At 64.2% G+C, this 17,045-nt stretch carries 14 protein-coding genes; 5 read left to right on the plus strand and 9 right to left on the minus strand.

Annotated features, from left to right (window positions below):
- Nucleotides 1–2 precede the first annotated feature (2 nt).
- Complete coding sequence (locus MLB1_RS05025) at nucleotides 3–464, plus strand: tRNA (cytidine(34)-2'-O)-methyltransferase (RefSeq protein WP_180748583.1); 462 nt, start codon at nucleotides 3–5, stop codon at nucleotides 462–464.
- On the opposite strand, the gene MLB1_RS05030 is transcribed toward MLB1_RS05025, so the two are convergent.
- A complete protein-coding gene (locus tag MLB1_RS05030; RefSeq protein WP_180748584.1) occupies nucleotides 461–3,754 on the minus strand; it encodes an error-prone DNA polymerase in 3,294 nt (1,097 codons plus the stop codon). The genes MLB1_RS05025 and MLB1_RS05030 overlap by 4 nt on opposite strands.
- Before the next feature lie 102 nt (nucleotides 3,755–3,856).
- Nucleotides 3,857–4,867: an alcohol dehydrogenase catalytic domain-containing protein gene (locus MLB1_RS05035; RefSeq protein WP_255485594.1), complete on the minus strand. Its 1,011-nt coding sequence runs from the start codon at nucleotides 4,865–4,867 to the stop codon at nucleotides 3,857–3,859.
- A gap of 291 nt (nucleotides 4,868–5,158) precedes the next feature.
- Here MLB1_RS05035 and MLB1_RS05040 point away from each other — a divergent pair, with 291 nt between their 5' ends.
- A complete protein-coding gene (locus MLB1_RS05040; RefSeq protein ID WP_180748586.1) occupies nucleotides 5,159–5,740 on the plus strand; it encodes a TetR family transcriptional regulator in 582 nt (193 codons plus the stop codon).
- 7 nt (nucleotides 5,741–5,747) lie between these two features.
- Nucleotides 5,748–6,503, plus strand: a complete 756-nt coding sequence (locus tag MLB1_RS05045) for a nucleotidyltransferase domain-containing protein (RefSeq protein WP_180748587.1) — start codon at nucleotides 5,748–5,750, stop codon at nucleotides 6,501–6,503.
- Here the strand turns inward: MLB1_RS05045 and MLB1_RS05050 are convergent.
- The 3 genes from MLB1_RS05050 to MLB1_RS05060 all read right to left on the minus strand — a co-directional run bounded on the left by MLB1_RS05050 (nucleotide 6,500) and on the right by MLB1_RS05060 (nucleotide 9,262).
- The gene (locus MLB1_RS05050; RefSeq protein ID WP_180748588.1) at nucleotides 6,500–8,161 is read right to left on the minus strand and encodes a hypothetical protein; all 1,662 of its coding nucleotides are present in this window, start codon (nucleotides 8,159–8,161) and stop codon (nucleotides 6,500–6,502) included. The two genes, MLB1_RS05045 and MLB1_RS05050, sit on opposite strands and share 4 nt — an antisense overlap.
- A gap of 127 nt (nucleotides 8,162–8,288) precedes the next feature.
- Nucleotides 8,289–8,807 carry a PH domain-containing protein gene (locus tag MLB1_RS05055; RefSeq protein WP_180748589.1) on the minus strand — a complete coding sequence of 173 codons (519 nt, stop codon included), beginning with the start codon at nucleotides 8,805–8,807 and terminating at the stop codon, nucleotides 8,289–8,291.
- A complete protein-coding gene (locus MLB1_RS05060; protein ID WP_180748590.1) occupies nucleotides 8,804–9,262 on the minus strand; it encodes a hypothetical protein in 459 nt (152 codons plus the stop codon). Before MLB1_RS05060 ends, MLB1_RS05055 begins: the two co-directional genes overlap by 4 nt.
- 129 nt (nucleotides 9,263–9,391) lie before the next feature.
- Here MLB1_RS05060 and MLB1_RS05065 point away from each other — a divergent pair, with 129 nt between their 5' ends.
- Both MLB1_RS05065 and MLB1_RS05070 read left to right on the plus strand, forming a co-directional pair.
- Nucleotides 9,392–11,407: an SDR family oxidoreductase gene (locus tag MLB1_RS05065; RefSeq protein WP_180748591.1), complete on the plus strand. Its 2,016-nt coding sequence runs from the start codon at nucleotides 9,392–9,394 to the stop codon at nucleotides 11,405–11,407.
- Nucleotides 11,408–11,500: 93 nt separating this feature from the next.
- On the plus strand, nucleotides 11,501–12,532 hold the full coding sequence (locus MLB1_RS05070) for a nucleoside hydrolase (protein ID WP_180748592.1): 1,032 nt from the start codon (nucleotides 11,501–11,503) through the stop codon (nucleotides 12,530–12,532).
- A gap of 15 nt (nucleotides 12,533–12,547) precedes the next feature.
- Here the strand turns inward: MLB1_RS05070 and MLB1_RS05075 are convergent, their stop codons facing one another.
- The 4 genes from MLB1_RS05075 to MLB1_RS05090 all read right to left on the minus strand — a co-directional run bounded on the left by MLB1_RS05075 (nucleotide 12,548) and on the right by MLB1_RS05090 (nucleotide 16,973).
- Entirely contained in the window at nucleotides 12,548–14,092 is a 1,545-nt protein-coding gene (locus tag MLB1_RS05075) for a DNA polymerase Y family protein (protein ID WP_180749697.1), read from the minus strand.
- Between the two features lie 43 nt (nucleotides 14,093–14,135).
- Nucleotides 14,136–14,840, minus strand: coding sequence for a hypothetical protein (locus MLB1_RS05080; RefSeq protein WP_180748593.1), 705 nt, complete (start codon nucleotides 14,838–14,840; stop codon nucleotides 14,136–14,138).
- 184 nt (nucleotides 14,841–15,024) lie between these two features.
- Entirely contained in the window at nucleotides 15,025–15,696 is a 672-nt protein-coding gene (locus tag MLB1_RS05085; protein ID WP_180748594.1) for a response regulator transcription factor, read from the minus strand.
- On the minus strand, nucleotides 15,696–16,973 hold the full coding sequence (locus MLB1_RS05090; RefSeq protein WP_180748595.1) for an ATP-binding protein: 1,278 nt from the start codon (nucleotides 16,971–16,973) through the stop codon (nucleotides 15,696–15,698). The genes MLB1_RS05085 and MLB1_RS05090 overlap by 1 nt, the downstream gene beginning before the upstream one ends.
- Nucleotides 16,974–17,045: the final 72 nt, after the last annotated feature.

The raw sequence follows: 17,045 nt of genomic DNA on the forward strand, positions 1-17,045 counted from the left end.
TTATGTTCAGAATCCTCTTCCACGAGCCCCGGATTGCCCCGAATACCGGGAATGCGATCCGGATGGTGGCGGGCACGGGGTGCGAACTGCATCTGGTGCAGCCGCTCTTCGACCTGTCAGAAGCAAAAGTGCGGCGTGCCGGTCTGGACTATCACGACATGGCGTCTGTGACAGTGCACGAGAGCCTTTCCGCAGCTTGGGATTCGCTGCGACCACAACGGGTGTACGCCTTCACCGCGCACGCGAACGTCGCCTACACCGATATCGCGTACCAGCCGGGCGATGTGCTGCTGTTCGGCCCCGAACCGACCGGCCTGGATCCCGAGGTACTCACTGACCCGCATGTCACCGAGCGGGTGCGGATACCGCTGCTGCCGGGCCGCAGGTCGCTCAATTTGTCCAACGCGGCGGCGATCGCGGCGTACGAGGCCTGGCGCCAGCACGGTTTCACCGGAAGCGTCTAACGGAAGTCCCGCGAGGTGGACCGGATACGCAGATCCAGCGGCCGCAGCTGATCGGCCACCACGGTGATGGCGCCGCTGGCGTTTTGCACATGGCCGCGGATGACCAGCGCCTGCGCGGTCACCGCCAGCTTGCGATACCGCGCCCACAAGCCCACCGAGCACACCACGTTCACCATGCCCGTCTCGTCCTCGAGATTGATGAACGTCACCCCGGCCGCAGTGGCCGGACGCTGCCGGTGAGTGACCGCCCCCGCCACCAACACTCGCGCACCGTCAGGCACATCGAATAATCCGCTGGCCGGAACAACCCCCATCTCGTCGAGCCGCGGGCGCAGGAACTGGGTGGGGTACGCATCCGGAGTGACTCCCGTGGCCCACACGTCGGCTGCGGCCTGGGTCACCGCTCCCATCGCAGGAAGTTCGGGGATGCGCGAGGACACCCCGACCCCGGGCAACCGGTCTGGCCGCTGCGCCGCCGCAGCACCTGCCACCCACAGACCCTCCCGCCGCGACATACCAAAACAACCCAGCGCACCGGCGGTGGCCAGGGCCTCGACCTGCGGCGTGGTCAGCTGGATGCGCCCGGTCAGTTCAAGCAGAGAACCAAAGGGGCCGTTCGTATCCCGTTCATCGACGATGGCCTGCGCCAGATCAGTGCCGATATGACGAACCGTGCCCAGGCCTATCCGCACCTCGAGTCCCCGGTTCTCCAAAGTCGCGTAGGACAGGCTCGCACCGACGTCGGGACCATGGACGGTAACGCCGTGTCGGCGCGCATCGGCCACCAGGGACTGCGGAGAATAGAAGCCCATCGGCTGGGCGCGCAGCAGCGCCGCGCAGAACGCGGCCGGATGGTGCAGCTTGAACCACGACGAGTAGAAGACCAGCGAGGCAAAGCTCTGCGCATGACTTTCCGGAAATCCGAAATTAGCAAAGGCGTAAAGCTTTTCATAGATCCGATCGGCCTCACTGCCGGTGATGTCGTGCAGGCGCGCCATGCCTTCATAGAACCTGGCGCGCAGCCTCTCCATTCGCTCGGGTGAGCGTTTGGAGCCCATCGCGCGGCGCAGCTGATCGGATTCGGCGGGACTGAACCCGGCCACGTCAACGGCCAGCTGCATCAGCTGTTCCTGGAACAGCGGAACTCCTAGGGTTTTATCCAACGCGGCCGCCATAGAGGGATGGTCATGCTTCCACGTGCGAGGCTGACCACGTTGCCTCTCATTGTGCCGCTTGATATACGGGTGCACCGAGCCGCCCTGGATGGGGCCGGGCCGGATGAGCGCAACCTCCACCACCAGGTCGTAGAAGCACTGCGGTTTCAGCCGTGGCAGGGTAGCCATCTGCGCGCGCGATTCCACCTGAAACACCCCCACCGAGTCGGCGCGCGCCAACATCTCGTACACCGCCTGCTCCGATAGATCGATCTGGGCCAGGTCGACCTTGATGCCCTTATGATCGCGGACCAGGTCGATGCAGTAGTGCAGCGCCGAGAGCATGCCCAGACCCAGCAGATCGAACTTCACCAAACCCACTGCGGCGCAGTCATCTTTATCCCACTGCAACACGCTGCGGTTCTCCATGCGCGCCCATTCAACGGGCACCACGTCGGCCAGCGGCCTATCGCAGATCACCATGCCGCCCGAGTGGATACCCATATGTCGGGGGAAGTTCCGGATCTGCTGGGCCAGGTGAATCACCTGCGACGGAATACCGTCGGCCTCGGCGGCATCAGCCAGCCCACCCCAATGCCCGAGCTGCTTGCTCCATGCATCCTGCTGCCCTTGCGAATATCCGAGAGCTTTGGCCATGTCCCGCACCGCCATCCGGCCACGATAGGTGATGACATTGGCCACCTGAGCGGCATACTCCCGGCCGTACTTGTTGTATACGTACTGGATGGCCTGCTCGCGCAGATCGGATTCGATATCGATATCGATATCCGGAGGCCCATCCCTTGCCGCGGAAAGGAAGCGCTCAAAGAGCAGACCGTTGGCCACCGGATCGACGTTGGTGACACCGAGTGCGTAACAGACCGCCGAATTGGCAGCCGACCCGCGGCCCTGGCACAGAATCTTGCTGCGGCGGCAGAACTCCGTGATGTCGTGCACCACCAGGAAATACCCCGGGAAGTTGAGCTGCGCAATGATTCCCAGTTCCCGTTCGATCTGACCGTATGCCTTCTCCGCTGCCACCCTGGGGCCGTACCGGCGTGCGGCACCCTCCAGGGCAAGGTGCCGCAACCAGCTGTCCTCGGTATGCCCAGCCGGGACGCCGAACGGCGGTAGTTCGGGCGCAATGAGCTTCAGGTCGAAGGCACACGCCTCCCCCAGCTCGGCCGCTGCGGTCACCACCTGCGGGCAGTGTGAGAACAGCCGTGCCATCTCGTCCCCAGAACGCAGATGAGCTCCGCCCACTGGGTCCAGCCATCCCGCGGCATCATCGAGGCTCTTGCGTGCCCGTACGGCCGCCATCGACATGGCCAGCCGGCCGCTATCGGGTGTGGCGAAATGTGCTGCGGTAGTGGCGATCATTCCCGTACCGAACTTCGGCGCCAGCGCGGCGAGCACAGCATTGCGTTCGTCCTCGTCCGGGTGCCCGTGCCTGCCAAGCTCGACGCTGACCCGGCTTGCCCCGAACCGGTCCACGAGACCGGCAAGCGCCTTCTCCGCGGCGGCCGGGCCACCATCGGCGAGCGCGCGCCGCACGTGCCCCTTGCGGCAACCTGTCAGGATGTGCCAGTGCCCTCCGGCCGCCTCGGTCAATGCGTCAAGGTTGTAGCGCGGCTTACCTTTCCGGTCCTTGGGCGTGCCGCCTGACAGATGCGCTGCGGCCATCTGCCGCGAGAGCCGCCGGTACCCTTCCTGCCCGCGGGCCAGTACCAGCAGATGTGTGGAGTCCTCGGTATTTCCCTGCCCACCAAGGGATAGTTCCGCACCGAACACCGTGGGCAGGCCAAGTTCTTTCGCCGCTTCCGCAAAACGGACCACACCGTAGAAACCGTCATGGTCGGTAAGCGCCAGCGCCTTCAGGTCCAGGCGCGCCGCCTCTTGCGCCATCTCCTCGGGAAGGCTGGCACCGTCGAGGAAGCTGAACGCCGAGTGCGCATGCAGTTCCGCATAGGGCATCCCCGAACGCCGGCGCTCACGAGTGGCCGGCTCATAGGGCGGGCGCTTGCGGCTCCAGGCCGGGCCATCTCCACCATCGCCCGGGGGCGCATGAGGACTCGGGCGCCCGTTGAGCACCCGCTCCATCTCCGCCCACGTCGGCGGGCCATGCGACCAGCCCATTCACACAGTGTATCGAACATATGTTCGCAACAATATTCAGGTGAGAATCTCGCGATCCGGGCCCTTGGACGGGTGCGGTAGCGCCCGCCCAAGGACGGCCGATCAGCCGGTTTTGGACGGGGTGAAGACGCCTCGGAAGCGGACCTTCCCCGAAACGAGCCGGTCGTATGCTTCGGTGGCTTGATCCAGGGAGTAGGTCTCGATGATGGGTGTGACCTTGCCCTTGGCTGCGTAGTCGAGTATCTCGCCAAGCCGCTGCTGGCCGCCATGTGTAGAGCCGATGACCTTCTGGCGCATCATGTGAAACGGCACAGCCCCAGATGAGATTTCGAACGGGTGGTTGAAGTCCAGGCCGCTTAGAGCCACCCTGCCGTCCGGGCGCAGACCGGCCATCGCCTCCTGGGCGGTGGCGAACGCATTCGTGGTCACCATCAGCACATCAGCCCCGCCGATGTCGAGCAGCTCCTGCCCGTTGGCCACCACATGATCAGCCCCCAGCTGCAAGGCAAGGTCGCGCTTGTCCGGGGAATGGGTGATCGCGATCGTCTCGAACCCGCTGGCCTTGGAAAGCTGCAGCGCGACATGGCCAAGACCACCGATACCGACCACTGCCACCCGCTCATGGGGCTGGGGCTCGACGTCCCGGAAGCTGCTCCACGTGGTGTAACCGGCGCACATGATCGGTGCGGCCAGCTCATAAGACAGCCCGTCGGGCAGCAGCACCGTGCCCTCAGCGGACAGCGCGATGTACTCGGCATGACCACCCTGGGCGGCAAAACCCGAGGTTCGCGGATTGACACACCGCACCGCGGTCTGCCCGGTCAACGGACGATTCTCGCGGCAATAGGCACACCGCCCACACGCCGACTGCACCCAAGTGGCGCCCACCCGGTCACCGACCTCGCGGGTGTGCACACCCGCGCCCACCTCAACGACCTCACCCACAATTTCATGGCCGGGGGTCTGGGGGTAAATATCGCCGCCAAAGCCCTGCGTGGCCCACGCATCGGTGTAACACATGCCAGAGGCATGCACCCTGACCAGCACCTGCCCCGGCTCCGCCGTCGGGGTGGGCACCTCCTGAACCTCCCACGGCCGATTGGCTCCAGTCATCACGATTGCCTTCATAAGAATCGACTCCTCAACTCGTCATCAACAATGCCCACGCCGTCCAACGGAGCTGCGTCACACGGCAACCAACAAATACTGGCTAACTGTCCAGATAGCCCGAACACTAGTGCAGGCAGTATCGCAAATCAATAACTAGATAGTTACCTCTCGCGATACGAGGTTCCGAAGTTAAATGAACGACGCGCTAGCACTCACTAAGTACTGCCAGATGGCACACAGCCACCCTCGCGGCGAAGAATTAGTAACTGAATAGTTACCTTTAGGCTCAGGAATATGCCGCCTGACGCTTCTGCCACCAAGAAGCGCCTGCTCGACGCCGCATATGCTGAGTTTGCGGAGTACGGGCTCGCCGGGGCCCGCGTCGACCGGATAGGTGCCGCGGCCGGAGCCAACAAGCGGCTGCTCTACGTCTACTTCACCAACAAGGAAACACTCTTCGACATTGTCGTCGCACACTCCATCGAGCAGATGTCCGAGGCGGTTCCGTTCACCCCCGAAGACTTGCCCGGGTATGCAGGTGCGTTGTTCGACCACCTGGTGAAAAGCCCTCAGCATCTCCGCCTGGCGACCTGGGCACAGCTCGAACGTCTCGATGCCGGCCCCTCGGAGACGAATGCCTACGCGACCAAAATCAAGGCCATCGCGGACACCTATCCTTCGGATGGCGATCTGGAACCGGCCGACATCCTGGCGCTCACTCTCGGATTGACCACCGCCTGGCTTGGTGCCTCATCGGCACTACGCGCACAGTCAGCAGCCGAACCCTTCTCCCCTGAACGCCTAGCCCGCCATCGCGCCACACTCATAGCGGCCGTCGAAGCGCTCATCTCGACGCAGGACGATCCGCGGCGCTGAACCCACTATGGCCGCATCCGACGCTGAGTTTCTCGAATCCGTTACAGACGGTCTTGCCGCACTGTCCAATGTCGAAGCGGTGACGCTGGGTGGCTCCCGCGCGCAAGGCACGCAGCGACCGGACAGCGACTGGGACCTGGCGGTCTACTACCGCGGCGATTTCGACCCCGAGGAACTCCGCCGAATCGGCTGGGAGGGAGAGGTCTCCGAGATCGGCGCTTGGGGCGGCGGCGTGTTCAACGGCGGCGCATGGCTCCGCATCGACGACCGCGACGTCGATGTGCACTACCGCAACCTGGCGGTCGTGGAGGAGCAACTGCACCATGCACAGCACGGCGAGTTCCATATCGAGCCGCTGATGTTCCACCTCGCGGGAATCCCCAGCTATCTGGTGGTAGGCGAACTCGCTCTCAACCGCGTGCTCCGAGGGACATTACCCCGACCGGAATACCCTGCAGCACTTCGCGAATCGGCGTCTAAGACGTGGCAGGAACGCGCCGCACTGAACCTGATCTACGCAGAGAAGAACCATGCACCACACGGACGGGTGACCCAGACCGCTGGACTGCTCGCAGTCGCCGCCACGGAGTACGCCCACGCCGCACTCGCCGCACGCGGCGAGTGGGTGACCAACGAGAAACGTCTGCTCGACAGCGCGGGACTCTCGGCCGTACATACGATTCTCGCGGACCTCTCACCCGACCCGAACGCGCTCAGACAAGCCGTTCACGAGATCCGCGAGCTCGGCGAGAGCCGCATCTAACCGGCGATCTTCGCCCGGAACGGGCCACCCACACTGTTGAACAGCAGGTCCCCGTTGGGCAGACCCTCGATGAGCGCATAGGCGCCGTTGCCCAGATTCGACTGACCAAATATGGTGCGATGCACTGTTTCTCCGGTCTTCCAATCCAAGCCGGTGACTTCCCAGCCGTCGGCCTTGGTATAGCCATTGAGGAACACGACGCCCGAGGAGGTCGACACCGCAGGCACCATCGAGGTAGACACCACGTCCCCCCTTGCCCACGCCGAGGCCCAGCGATGCCCCTTGGGGTCCCATTCGAACCGCTCCACACCCTGCGGAGCAGGTGACACCGGGCCGTTGGCGAGCACATCGACCAGCCGATCCGGGGAACCTCCGGCGCCGATGTTTTGCACCACGAAAGCCCCGTAGCCGGTAGCCACCACCGATTGCTCGCTCTGGATAAACTCCGGCAGCGGCTCCTTCAGGCCCGCGGTGACCTGAATCTGATCGGCGATCCGATTGGATTTGACGCCTGGCTTCTGCTGGAAACCCTCCGGAATCTTGTTCCGCCAGAAGGCAACCAGCTTCATTCTGTCGGCACCGTCGGTGATGACGACGAGCTCATCGGAGTCCTTGCCAAACCCCATCAGAGTCGGCGTGGATCCCGTGCCAATACCGAATTTCACCGCGGGGGGCTGCCGCCCGAAGTCGTAGGGAGACGACCACGCACCGTCAGCCTCGTCGGTCGACAGTTTCGAACCCGTCCAGACGACCTTGCGCATGAGCTTGTCCGAGGCCACATAGATGCCGTTTTTATCATCCACGGCAATCGAATTCGACACGGTCTCGTCATCGCCAAACCGGATCTGCTGAATCGGAGGAGCGTCGAGGCCGCGGTTGAGGACAGCGAGTGCCCGGTTGGACTGCACCAGCAGATGCCCGTCGTAGGTCATCGACACACCGACGATGCCCTCGGGAGCGCCGAGCGTCGTCATGCCTTTGCCCAGATAGGGTTTGAAGTCGTAGGTCTTCGCTACCTTGATGCCCGCGGCCGGATTGTCCTTGTTCTCCAGCCCGAACTTGAGGATCTCGGCGTTCTGCGTCACGTAGTACAGCTGGTTGTCCTTATCGACCGCGCCGTAGACGCCGTTGATAAGTCGCTGCCATGTCGCCCCTCCCCAGTGATCCCGAATCGCGGCCTCGATCTGCTCGACGCTGCTGAATTTCTGATTGAGCACCACATCGAGATCCTGGACCGAGATCGGCGGCACACCTGGGGTTTCCAGCGATGCCACCTCACGGAATCCACCATCGGAGACATCCACATAGCGGACACCCGATGACGAGCTCACCCACATGTACTGCGGCGTAGTGGAGGCCATCGTGATGATGTTGACCGGACCACCGGGCACGCGCGGCATCGCGGCGGGATCGATATGGAAGGTGCCCCGCGGGATGGGGTCGGCGAAGCTGTCGGTCTGCGCGGAGTCGATATGCGTGATGCCGTACTTCTCCGCCGAGAGATAGGGGTTGCGCGCAGGCCCGTCGACCTGACCGCCATTCGGTGCGGCACCCGGCCCGGAATGGTGTGCGGTCTCTTTGCCGCAGCCCGCCAGGACAAGCAGCGCGCAGCTGGCGATTGCCATTGCGCCCCGGATCCAACCCTGTTTCCGCTCCATCAGCCAGCTCCCATGTCTGAGCACAGTAAACAATCAGAATTATTGTCGGAGAACGTATTTAGTTGACGACAGTGCATCGATGCTAACACTTGTGAACTCGCGAAGGGCTTGGAACGACGTCACATCATTAATGGACGGAAGCCTCGTCAACTCCGGCGAATAACCACTCAACGACCTGCCGCGCGGTATCGGCATCGATCCCGACGATCCGCAGCTCGCCTTGATCCGCCCGCACCCGCACCGCCGCCAACCCAAAAACCCGTGACAACGGATCCTGACGCAGCTCCACCGTGCGCACCAGAGCCAACGGGATAACCCACAATGACTTCTGCCACAACGTCTTCGATGCAACGTACGCCAGGTTGTCGTCCAGAACACCCCACCGATAGGTCCGGTAACGCTGCAGTGGCCGGAGCACCACCCACGCCACTGCACACGAAAGACACAGCAGTCCCAGCACGGCCACGAGATGCTCCATTGCGGTTGTCGCATGCGCGGGGAGGGCGGTCCCCGTCCACACCGCGGCGACCATGACGATCAGAGGTGTCGATGCCAGTGCATACTGGACGGCCCAGAGCACGGGCGCCGACCTGCTGGCACCGAATCCGGCCGGTGCCGCACGCTCTATTGGCGGAGCATCGATCATGACCCGTCCCCCATCGTCGGAGCGAACCGACGCATCCAGAACTGCCGAATCGTCACGGCGGCAAGGACAAACACCAGAACCGCAGTCGGCGACCACATGATCGTACGGTCGAGATCACCGAACGCATAGGCGATCAACCCCAGCGATACGAATGGGATGAGCACCGTCACCACCGCCCGCCACCGTCGGATAATCAGCAGCTCGACCACGGCCGAGATCACCACGATCACGAACGCGATGAACACCACCACGCCCACCATCTGCACGGTGGGGTCAAACGGGACGTAGTCGGCATAGTGGCGCGGCATCCCATCGGTAAGCGGGGTGTACGCGGTCCACCCGAAATCCCAGCCCTGCGGGCTCAGCCCTCGGTTCACCAGCACGGCTATCACGAACACCCACCAGGCAGCGTTGCCCGTGATGCGGGCAGCACTGAACACCTGGGAGTTCGACATTCCTGGAGTATCCCCTATGGCTAACTCGCCAGTGACGAACTTGTCACACATCGTTGACGAAATACCCGCAAACGGCAACGATTACTCCAAACGGGCCGATAGGCGGCCTAACAGTCTCAGGGGTAGCACGTGAAATACATCGTCACCGGCGGCACCGGCTTCATCGGACGACGGATTGTGACCCGCATCCTGGAGACCCAGCGCAATGCCGAAGTCGCCGTCCTGGTGCGGCGTGAATCCTTATCCCGGTTCGAAAAGCTCGCCGAACAATGGGACGACCGCGTGCGGCCGCTGGTGGGTGACCTCACCCAACCCGACCTCGGTCTGCCTACCGAAGGTGATCCGGTCACCGCCGATCACATCGTGCACTGTGCCGCGATCTACGACGTCACCGTGGACGACAAGGCGCAGCGTGCCGCGAACGTGGAGGGTACGCGGTCGGTCATCGCACTGGCCAAGCGTGCCGGCGCCACCTTGCACCACATCTCCTCCATTGCCGTGGCCGGAAGCTACGAAGGCGAGTTCACCGAAGATGACTTCGACGTCAACCAGGATCTGCCATCGCCATACCACCAGACCAAGTTCGAGGCCGAACTGCTGGTGCGCTCGGAACCCGGTCTGCGCTACCGGATTTACCGTCCAGCCGTCGTGGTCGGCGATTCCAAGACCGGCGAGATGGACAAGATCGACGGGCCGTACTACTTCTTCGGGATACTGACAAAGCTGGCGCGGCTTCCCCGGTTCACCCCCATGCTGCTGCCGAAGGCCGGGCGCTCCAATATCGTCCCGGTCGACTACGTCGTCGATGCCACCGTCGAGCTGATGCACCAGGAGGGGCGTGACGGCCAGGCCTTCCACCTGACCAACCCGTCGGTGACCTATCTGCGCGATATCTACTCGGGAATCGCCTCCGCCGCGGGACTGCCTCCGGTGCGCGGGTCCCTTCCCCACTCCGTCGCCACACCGTTCCTGAAAGCCCGTGGCACACTGAAGGTCTGGCGCAACATGGTCGTCACTCAGCTCGGCATCCCACCCGAGGTCATCGACATCACCGAGATCATGCCCACCTTTGTCTCCGAGGTGACGCAGGAAGCCTTGCGCCCCAGCGGGATCACTGTCCCCGACTTCGGCAGCTATGCCGGCAAGCTGTACGAGTACTGGCGCAGGAACCTCGACCCCGAGCGGTACCGCCGCAATGACCCAGCAGGGCCGCTGGTTGGCCGGCATGTCATCATCACCGGCGCCTCCAGCGGCATCGGGCGCGCCGCGGCCATCTCGGTGGCGCAGCGCGGCGGCACCGTGTTCGCGGTGGCGCGTGATGTCGAGGCGCTGGATCGATTGGTCGCCGAGATTCGCGAGGACGGCGGCAAGGCGCACGCGTTCCCATGCGATCTCACCGACTACTCGGCGGTCGACGACACCGTCAAGAGCATCCTCGGCCAGTTCGGGCATGTCGACTACCTGGTGAACAACGCCGGCCGCTCGATCCGCCGATCAGCGGTGAACACCGTCGACCGATTCCATGACTACGAACGGGTCATGGCCATCAACTACTTTGGCGCCGTGCGGCTGGTGCTGGCGCTGCTTCCCCATTGGCGGGAAAGGAAATTCGGCCACGTCGTCAACGTGTCGACAGCCGGAGTGCAGACCCGCAACCCCAAGTACGCCTCATACATCCCCACCAAGGCTGCGCTGGACGCCTTCTCCGATGTTGTTGCGACCGAGACGGTGTCGGATCACATCACCTTCACCAACATCCATATGCCACTGGTAAAGACGCCGATGATCCAGCCATCCAACAAGCTGAACGTGGTGCCGGGGCTTACCCCAGAACACGCCGCCGCCATGGTGGTTCGCGGTCTCGTCGAAAAGCCGACGCGGATCGACCACCCGATGGGCACCTACGCAGATATCGGCCGGTACCTGACACCGAAGTTGACCCGGCGAATCATGCATCAGATGTATCTGGCGTATCCGGATTCCAAGGCTGCGCGCGGACTCGAACCCGTCGATGAGCGCCGCGACTTGTCGACGTCGCGGCGCCGCCCGAAGGCAGCCAAACGAGTCACTGCGGTGTCGAAAAAATTTCGTGTTCCGCGCCCCATCAAGCAGGCGGTGCGCTTGATCCCCGGAGTGCATTGGTGACCGATCCGGTCTGCCATACGACTTTATGAATCGCCGGCGCTCTACCGCTTGTCGAATCCTTGAGCCGAGCTAACTGACGGTAGGTTGACGTCCATGGTTCCCGTTTTTGCCGACGTCGATACCGGAGTCGATGACGCATTAGGTTTGATCTATCTCCTCGCTAGCGAGGATGTGGAGATCGTCGGTATCGCCTCTACTGCGGGCAATGTCTCGGTGGACCATGTTTGCGCGAACAATCTGGGCCTTCTCGAGTTATGCGGCGCCCCCCAGATTCCGGTGTCGAGGGGTGTGGCCGAGCCGTTGAGTGCGACACTGCGCACCGCGGAGGACACCCATGGCCCCACCGGGCTCGGGTATGCGGTGCTGCCGGAATCCACACGCACGCTCACCGATTACGACGCCGCCGAGGCATGGGTGAAGGCCGCGCACGCACACCCCGGCGAGCTGGTGGGTCTCGCGACCGGCCCGCTCACCAATCTGGCACTCGCCCTGCGCACCGAGCCCGAGTTGCCCAAACTTCTCAAACGACTCGTGATCATGGGTGGCTCCTTCGACTACCCGGGCAACACCACGCCGGTGGCGGAATGGAATGTCGTTGTGGATCCGGGTGCGACGGCAGAGGTGTACGCCGCCTGGGGAGCCGCTGACGTACAAGAGCTTCCGATCGTATGCGGCCTGAATCTCACCGAGACGATCGCCATGACACCAGAGCACCTGGTCAAGCTGGCCGAGTCGGCGGGCGCCACCACCACTGCCCTCTCGGTGCTCGACCTTCCGTCGAGCCGTTCATCGGCAAGCAACTCGCTGCTGCGGTTCATCGAAGACGCGGTGCGCTTCTATTTCGAATTCCACATGAAGCAGGACGAAGGCTTCTTAGCTCATATGCACGATCCGTTCGCCGCTGCGGTGGCACTGGATCCATCACTGGTGCAAACCCGTTCCGCGACCGTCGATGTGGAACTGACCGGCGATCTGACCCGTGCGATGACAATCGCCGACTGGAAGGGACAGTGGGGCCAGAAGCCCAATGCGCAGATCGCCGTGGAGACCGACCCCGCGGTGTTCTTTGAGCGATTCATCGAGCGAGTGAGTTTGTTCGCACGAAAATTTGATGGAGATAGCTGACACTCGGCGAAAACGTCATTCGTACACACCCTCCACATACCAGCGTTGCCTGCGGAAATGCAGGAGCAGTGCCTGGCCGCCACCCTTGTCTTCGAGCAGCACCTGCGCCCTCGCCGCCACCGAAACGGAAGCCGGCTCCCGCTCCTCCCACCATCGCTCGTCGATCGGCCATGGCCCCGCCCACCAGCTCAGCTCCCAGCGGCCATTGCCCCGGCGAACCCTGGCCGGCTCCCCCGAGAACATTCCCCGCCCTGTCACCGTCACCGGCGTTCCGTCGATGTCCAACAACTCCACCGGCTCGTCGGATAGCACCGTCGGAGCCGGATCGGGCAACCTCCCGGGCCACGGAGCATCCGGATCGGCTCGCGGCCTCAATTCATCTCCTAAGGGCACCAAGGTAATTCGTTCGGACGGGCCACGCCCGCCGCTGACCACTCCCACCTGTACCGACTCCTCTCCCAATAAATCCTGAACTCGTGTCAGCGCGCGACGGGCCCGCTGGCGTTCCTCGGCGCCCACCGCTCCCCACAACGTCAACTGCAACGCCTCTGCAGCCACCACCTCGACCGGCTCCAGCCGCAGCATGGCCACCGGTCCATCCAGAGACCGGCGCCGGGCAAGCCAGCCGTCAAGCTGCCAACGCACGCGGTCGGCGGTCGCCTCCTCGGTGAGCGGTTCGGCGCACCGCCACACCCGGGACAACTCCTGCCCATCCACCGTGACCGCGTGAATGGCCAACCGGGAGCAGGCCACTCCAGCCGAGGACAGCACCTCGTGCAGACTCACCGCCAGCGTCCGTCCCGCGAAAGCCGCCGCATCCACCCGATCGATCGGCGGATCGCACGGCAGCTCGACTCCCAGCTCAGCCGGTACCGAGTGCCCCGATGGAGGGCGCTGCGGTTCGGCTCGCGCATGGTGGTGTGCCCGTACCGCGTCATCGTCGAACCGCGAGGCGACGTCCGAACGCGCTAGCTCCGCGAACGCACCGATGGTTCGTATTCCCATACGCCACAACAGGTCTACCAAGTCTTCACGTTGCGGTTGACACAGGCTGGGTTCGGCGGCCATCTCCTTGATCGACAACGACGCCAGGAACTCCGCATCACCACCTGGCGGCACCAGTGCCGCATGCCGCGCGGCGTACACCGCGGTGGACATCTGATCGGCGATGCCAACCTGGCATTCCGCCCCGGCCACCGATACCGCATCGGCCAGCCGTTCCGCCGCGGCCTGCTCACTGCCGAAGTACCGGGCGGCGCCGGTCACCGGCAGCGCCATCAGCCCGGGGCGCAGGATCTCGGCCCCCGGCACCAGATCATCCACCGCGGTAATCATCGGCTCGAAGAACCGCGCATCCCGATCGGCATCGGCCACCGCGATATGCAGTTGCGGACAACGAGCTTGGGACTCTCGGCGCCGCATACCCCGTCGCACCCCGAGCGCCCGCGCGGCAGCAGTGCATGCCGTCACCCTGTTGGCCAGGGTCACTGCCACGGGTCTGGTGGCCGGAAGATCGGCCATCGCCGCAGCGGCCACCGCCGGCCAGTCCGGGCACCACATCGCCAGCACCCGTGGCGCTTTACGCCGTCCTTTCCCCGGCCTGTCACGCGGACCTGATCGCGCCACGGCCACCACACACCTCCCCGGCGGCTCTGGGGCCTCTGCGCCTCGTCGCCTGTACTGCCGTCCGCACCCCACGGATCCGGCCCAGACCGCAGGCGGAAATTCCGTCATAACCGGTTACCCGCGCCTGCAACCGCACCGCGGCGCCTTCCCAGTCCCCATCGGCGACCAGCAGCGTGCATCCGTTGCCGTGCGCCCGGGCCACTATCGCTCGCGCCGACGTCGAAGTCACCTTTCGCCCACCCAGACCCAGCACCACCAGATCCATCCCGTCCATGAGCACCGAGGCCACCTCCACGGCACTCAGGCCCGGGTGGGGAATCAACGCCAGGCGACTCAGGTCCGCCCCCCGCTCCACCGCCGCCAGCACACTCATATCCGGCATGCCCACGATCGCGGCGTACCCGCCCGCCGCAGTCACCGAAGCCACCACATCCAAGGGCAGCGATCGGGCCCCGCTGGCCACCGCAACCGTGCCGCGCCGCAACACGTGGCCTATCGATCCGGCCAGCACATCTGATACCGGCAGCAAAGATTGCGCGCCCGGCAGGACCTCGTGAAAACGCCCCGCCGACGACTGGTCCCCGCCAACCTTCCCCGATATCGCCGCCATCTGCTTCCGGAGCTTTTGTAGCTGGTCAGCACGGTTTACCAACGCCTCCCCGGCGGCCGCCACTGCCGTCACAACCGCACCTCCAGACACACTCGACTAGAACATATGTTCGATGTCTGGAGTAAACACCCACCCCCCGACAACCGTCAAGGCGGGAGGTACGGGCTGCGCCCCATGCTGGCCCCATCCGCCGACACGCCGCATTGCGGCGGATTCGTGTCGCACATGTCCGCCACGAGGCGGCGTGTCGGCGGACCTAGTCGAGCTGGCGGGTATGCGCCCAACGAGTCAACGCGTTGCGGTTGGATTGCTGGGTCTTGCGCAGCACATTCGAGGCATGCGTCTCCACCGTCTTCACCGAGATCACCAGATCCTCGGCGATCTCCCGGTAGGTGTATCCGCGGGCGAGGAGCCGCAGCACCTCAAGCTCACGTGGAGTCAACGAATCCAGCTCCGGATCCAGCGCCGGCTCAGGGATATTCGAGCGGCCCGTGAACGAATCAAGCACGAACCCGGCCAGCCGCGGACTGAACACCGCATCCCCGCCGGCCACCCGGCGCACCGCATCGGCCAGTTCGCGCCCCGAAATCGTCTTGGTGACATAGCCTCTGGCTCCAGCCCGGATCACCGCGATGACATCCTCGGCCGCATCAGACACGCTGAGCGCCAGAAAGACCGGCGATGAGCCGCTTGCGCGAAGAGAATCCGGCCCGGAGCCGCTTGTCCCGTTGATGACGGCAACTCCACCACCAGCTGGCATGTGCACATCCAGCAGCACCACATCCGGTGCAGTGGCCCTGATCCCGGCCACTGCCTCGGCGACCGAACCTGCCTCACCCACGATCTCGATATCCGATTCGCCGGACAGCTCCGCCCGCACCCCAGACCGGAACACACCGTGATCATCGACCAGAAATACCCGCAGCATCACGCTTCTTTCTCGTCGGCATCAAGGGGCCTGTACGGCAGGGTAATTCCCACCTCGGTGCCCTTGCCGATCTCCGATTTCACCTGCACCTGCCCACCCCGACGCATCACCCTCGCCTTGATGGAACGCACGATGCCCTGCCGGTCCGGAGATACCGCCTCGGGATCGAATCCCTTACCGCGATCCCGGATGAAAACACTGATCTGGCCGGGCTCCACCTCGGCATACAGGTTGATATCCGATTGCCCAGAGTGCTTGGCTGCGTTGACCAGTGCCTCGCGGGTTGCCCCGACCAGCGCCCGCCCGGTCTCCGGTTCCAGGGACAGATCGGCATCACCAACAATCACCGAACTGACCACCACGGTGTGGGCGTCCTCGACCTCCCCGGCCACGGCGCGCAGTTCTTGAGCCAATGACGAGTCGGAGGAATCCCCTGATGAGAACAGCCAACTGCGCAGTTCCCTCTCCTGGCTGCGGGCCAGCCGCAGCACCTCACCGGGATTATCGGTGCGCTTCTGGATCAACGCCAGCGTCTGGAGCACCGAATCATGCAGATGCGAGGCGATCTCGTCGCGCTCCTCTGTGCGGATACGCGCGGCACGCTCGGCACCGAGTGCGCGCCACAGCCGCAACCACAACGGCACCGTCAGCAGCACCGCGCCCACCAAGGCGGCCGCAATGGCCACCAACGAATCACGCAAGGAGGACAGGTCCACATTGCGTAAAACCACGACCGCGATCCCGCCGAAGACCAATGTCGCACCGGCGATCACCCGAACCCAGGTCAGCATCGACGGCCTGCCTGATGCTCCCAGCACCGCTGAACTTGGCCCCTGCGTATCGAATTCGCGCCACACCACGGCAAGCCCGACCGCAGCCAGCACCACCGGGAAGATCAATGATGACGTCGAACCGCTGACCGTCGACATCAAAATGACCAGCGCGGCAAAACTCAACAACAACAGCCCGGTCGCCCGCCTGCGGTCGGTCGCGCTCACCGCAGTGACGTCATCGCCCGGTGGCATCAGCATCCACAGCAACCCGTACGCCGCGACGCCCATACCGCTGGCCGCCCCCAACACCGCGAAGACAAGACGCACCCGAAACACCGGCACGCCGAGATGGTCTGCAATACCTCCGGCCACACCGGCGACCACCCGCCCACCGGTACGCCGGCGCAACGGCGGGGCGGCCGTCAGCCGATTCCCGTCCGCGAAGGCATTCCGAAACTTGGGGCTCACCCCTGCGATCCTGCCATGACCAGCTCCGCCCGCCATCGGGCTTATCCCTGAACCCTCGCCGCGCAAAGATCAGGGTGAATCCCGATGGCGGACATACGTGCGGCTCGG

Origin of the sequence: Mycobacteroides sp. LB1, assembly GCF_013449725.1 — a bacterium.
Taxonomy (GTDB): Bacteria; Actinomycetota; Actinomycetes; order Mycobacteriales; family Mycobacteriaceae; genus Mycobacterium.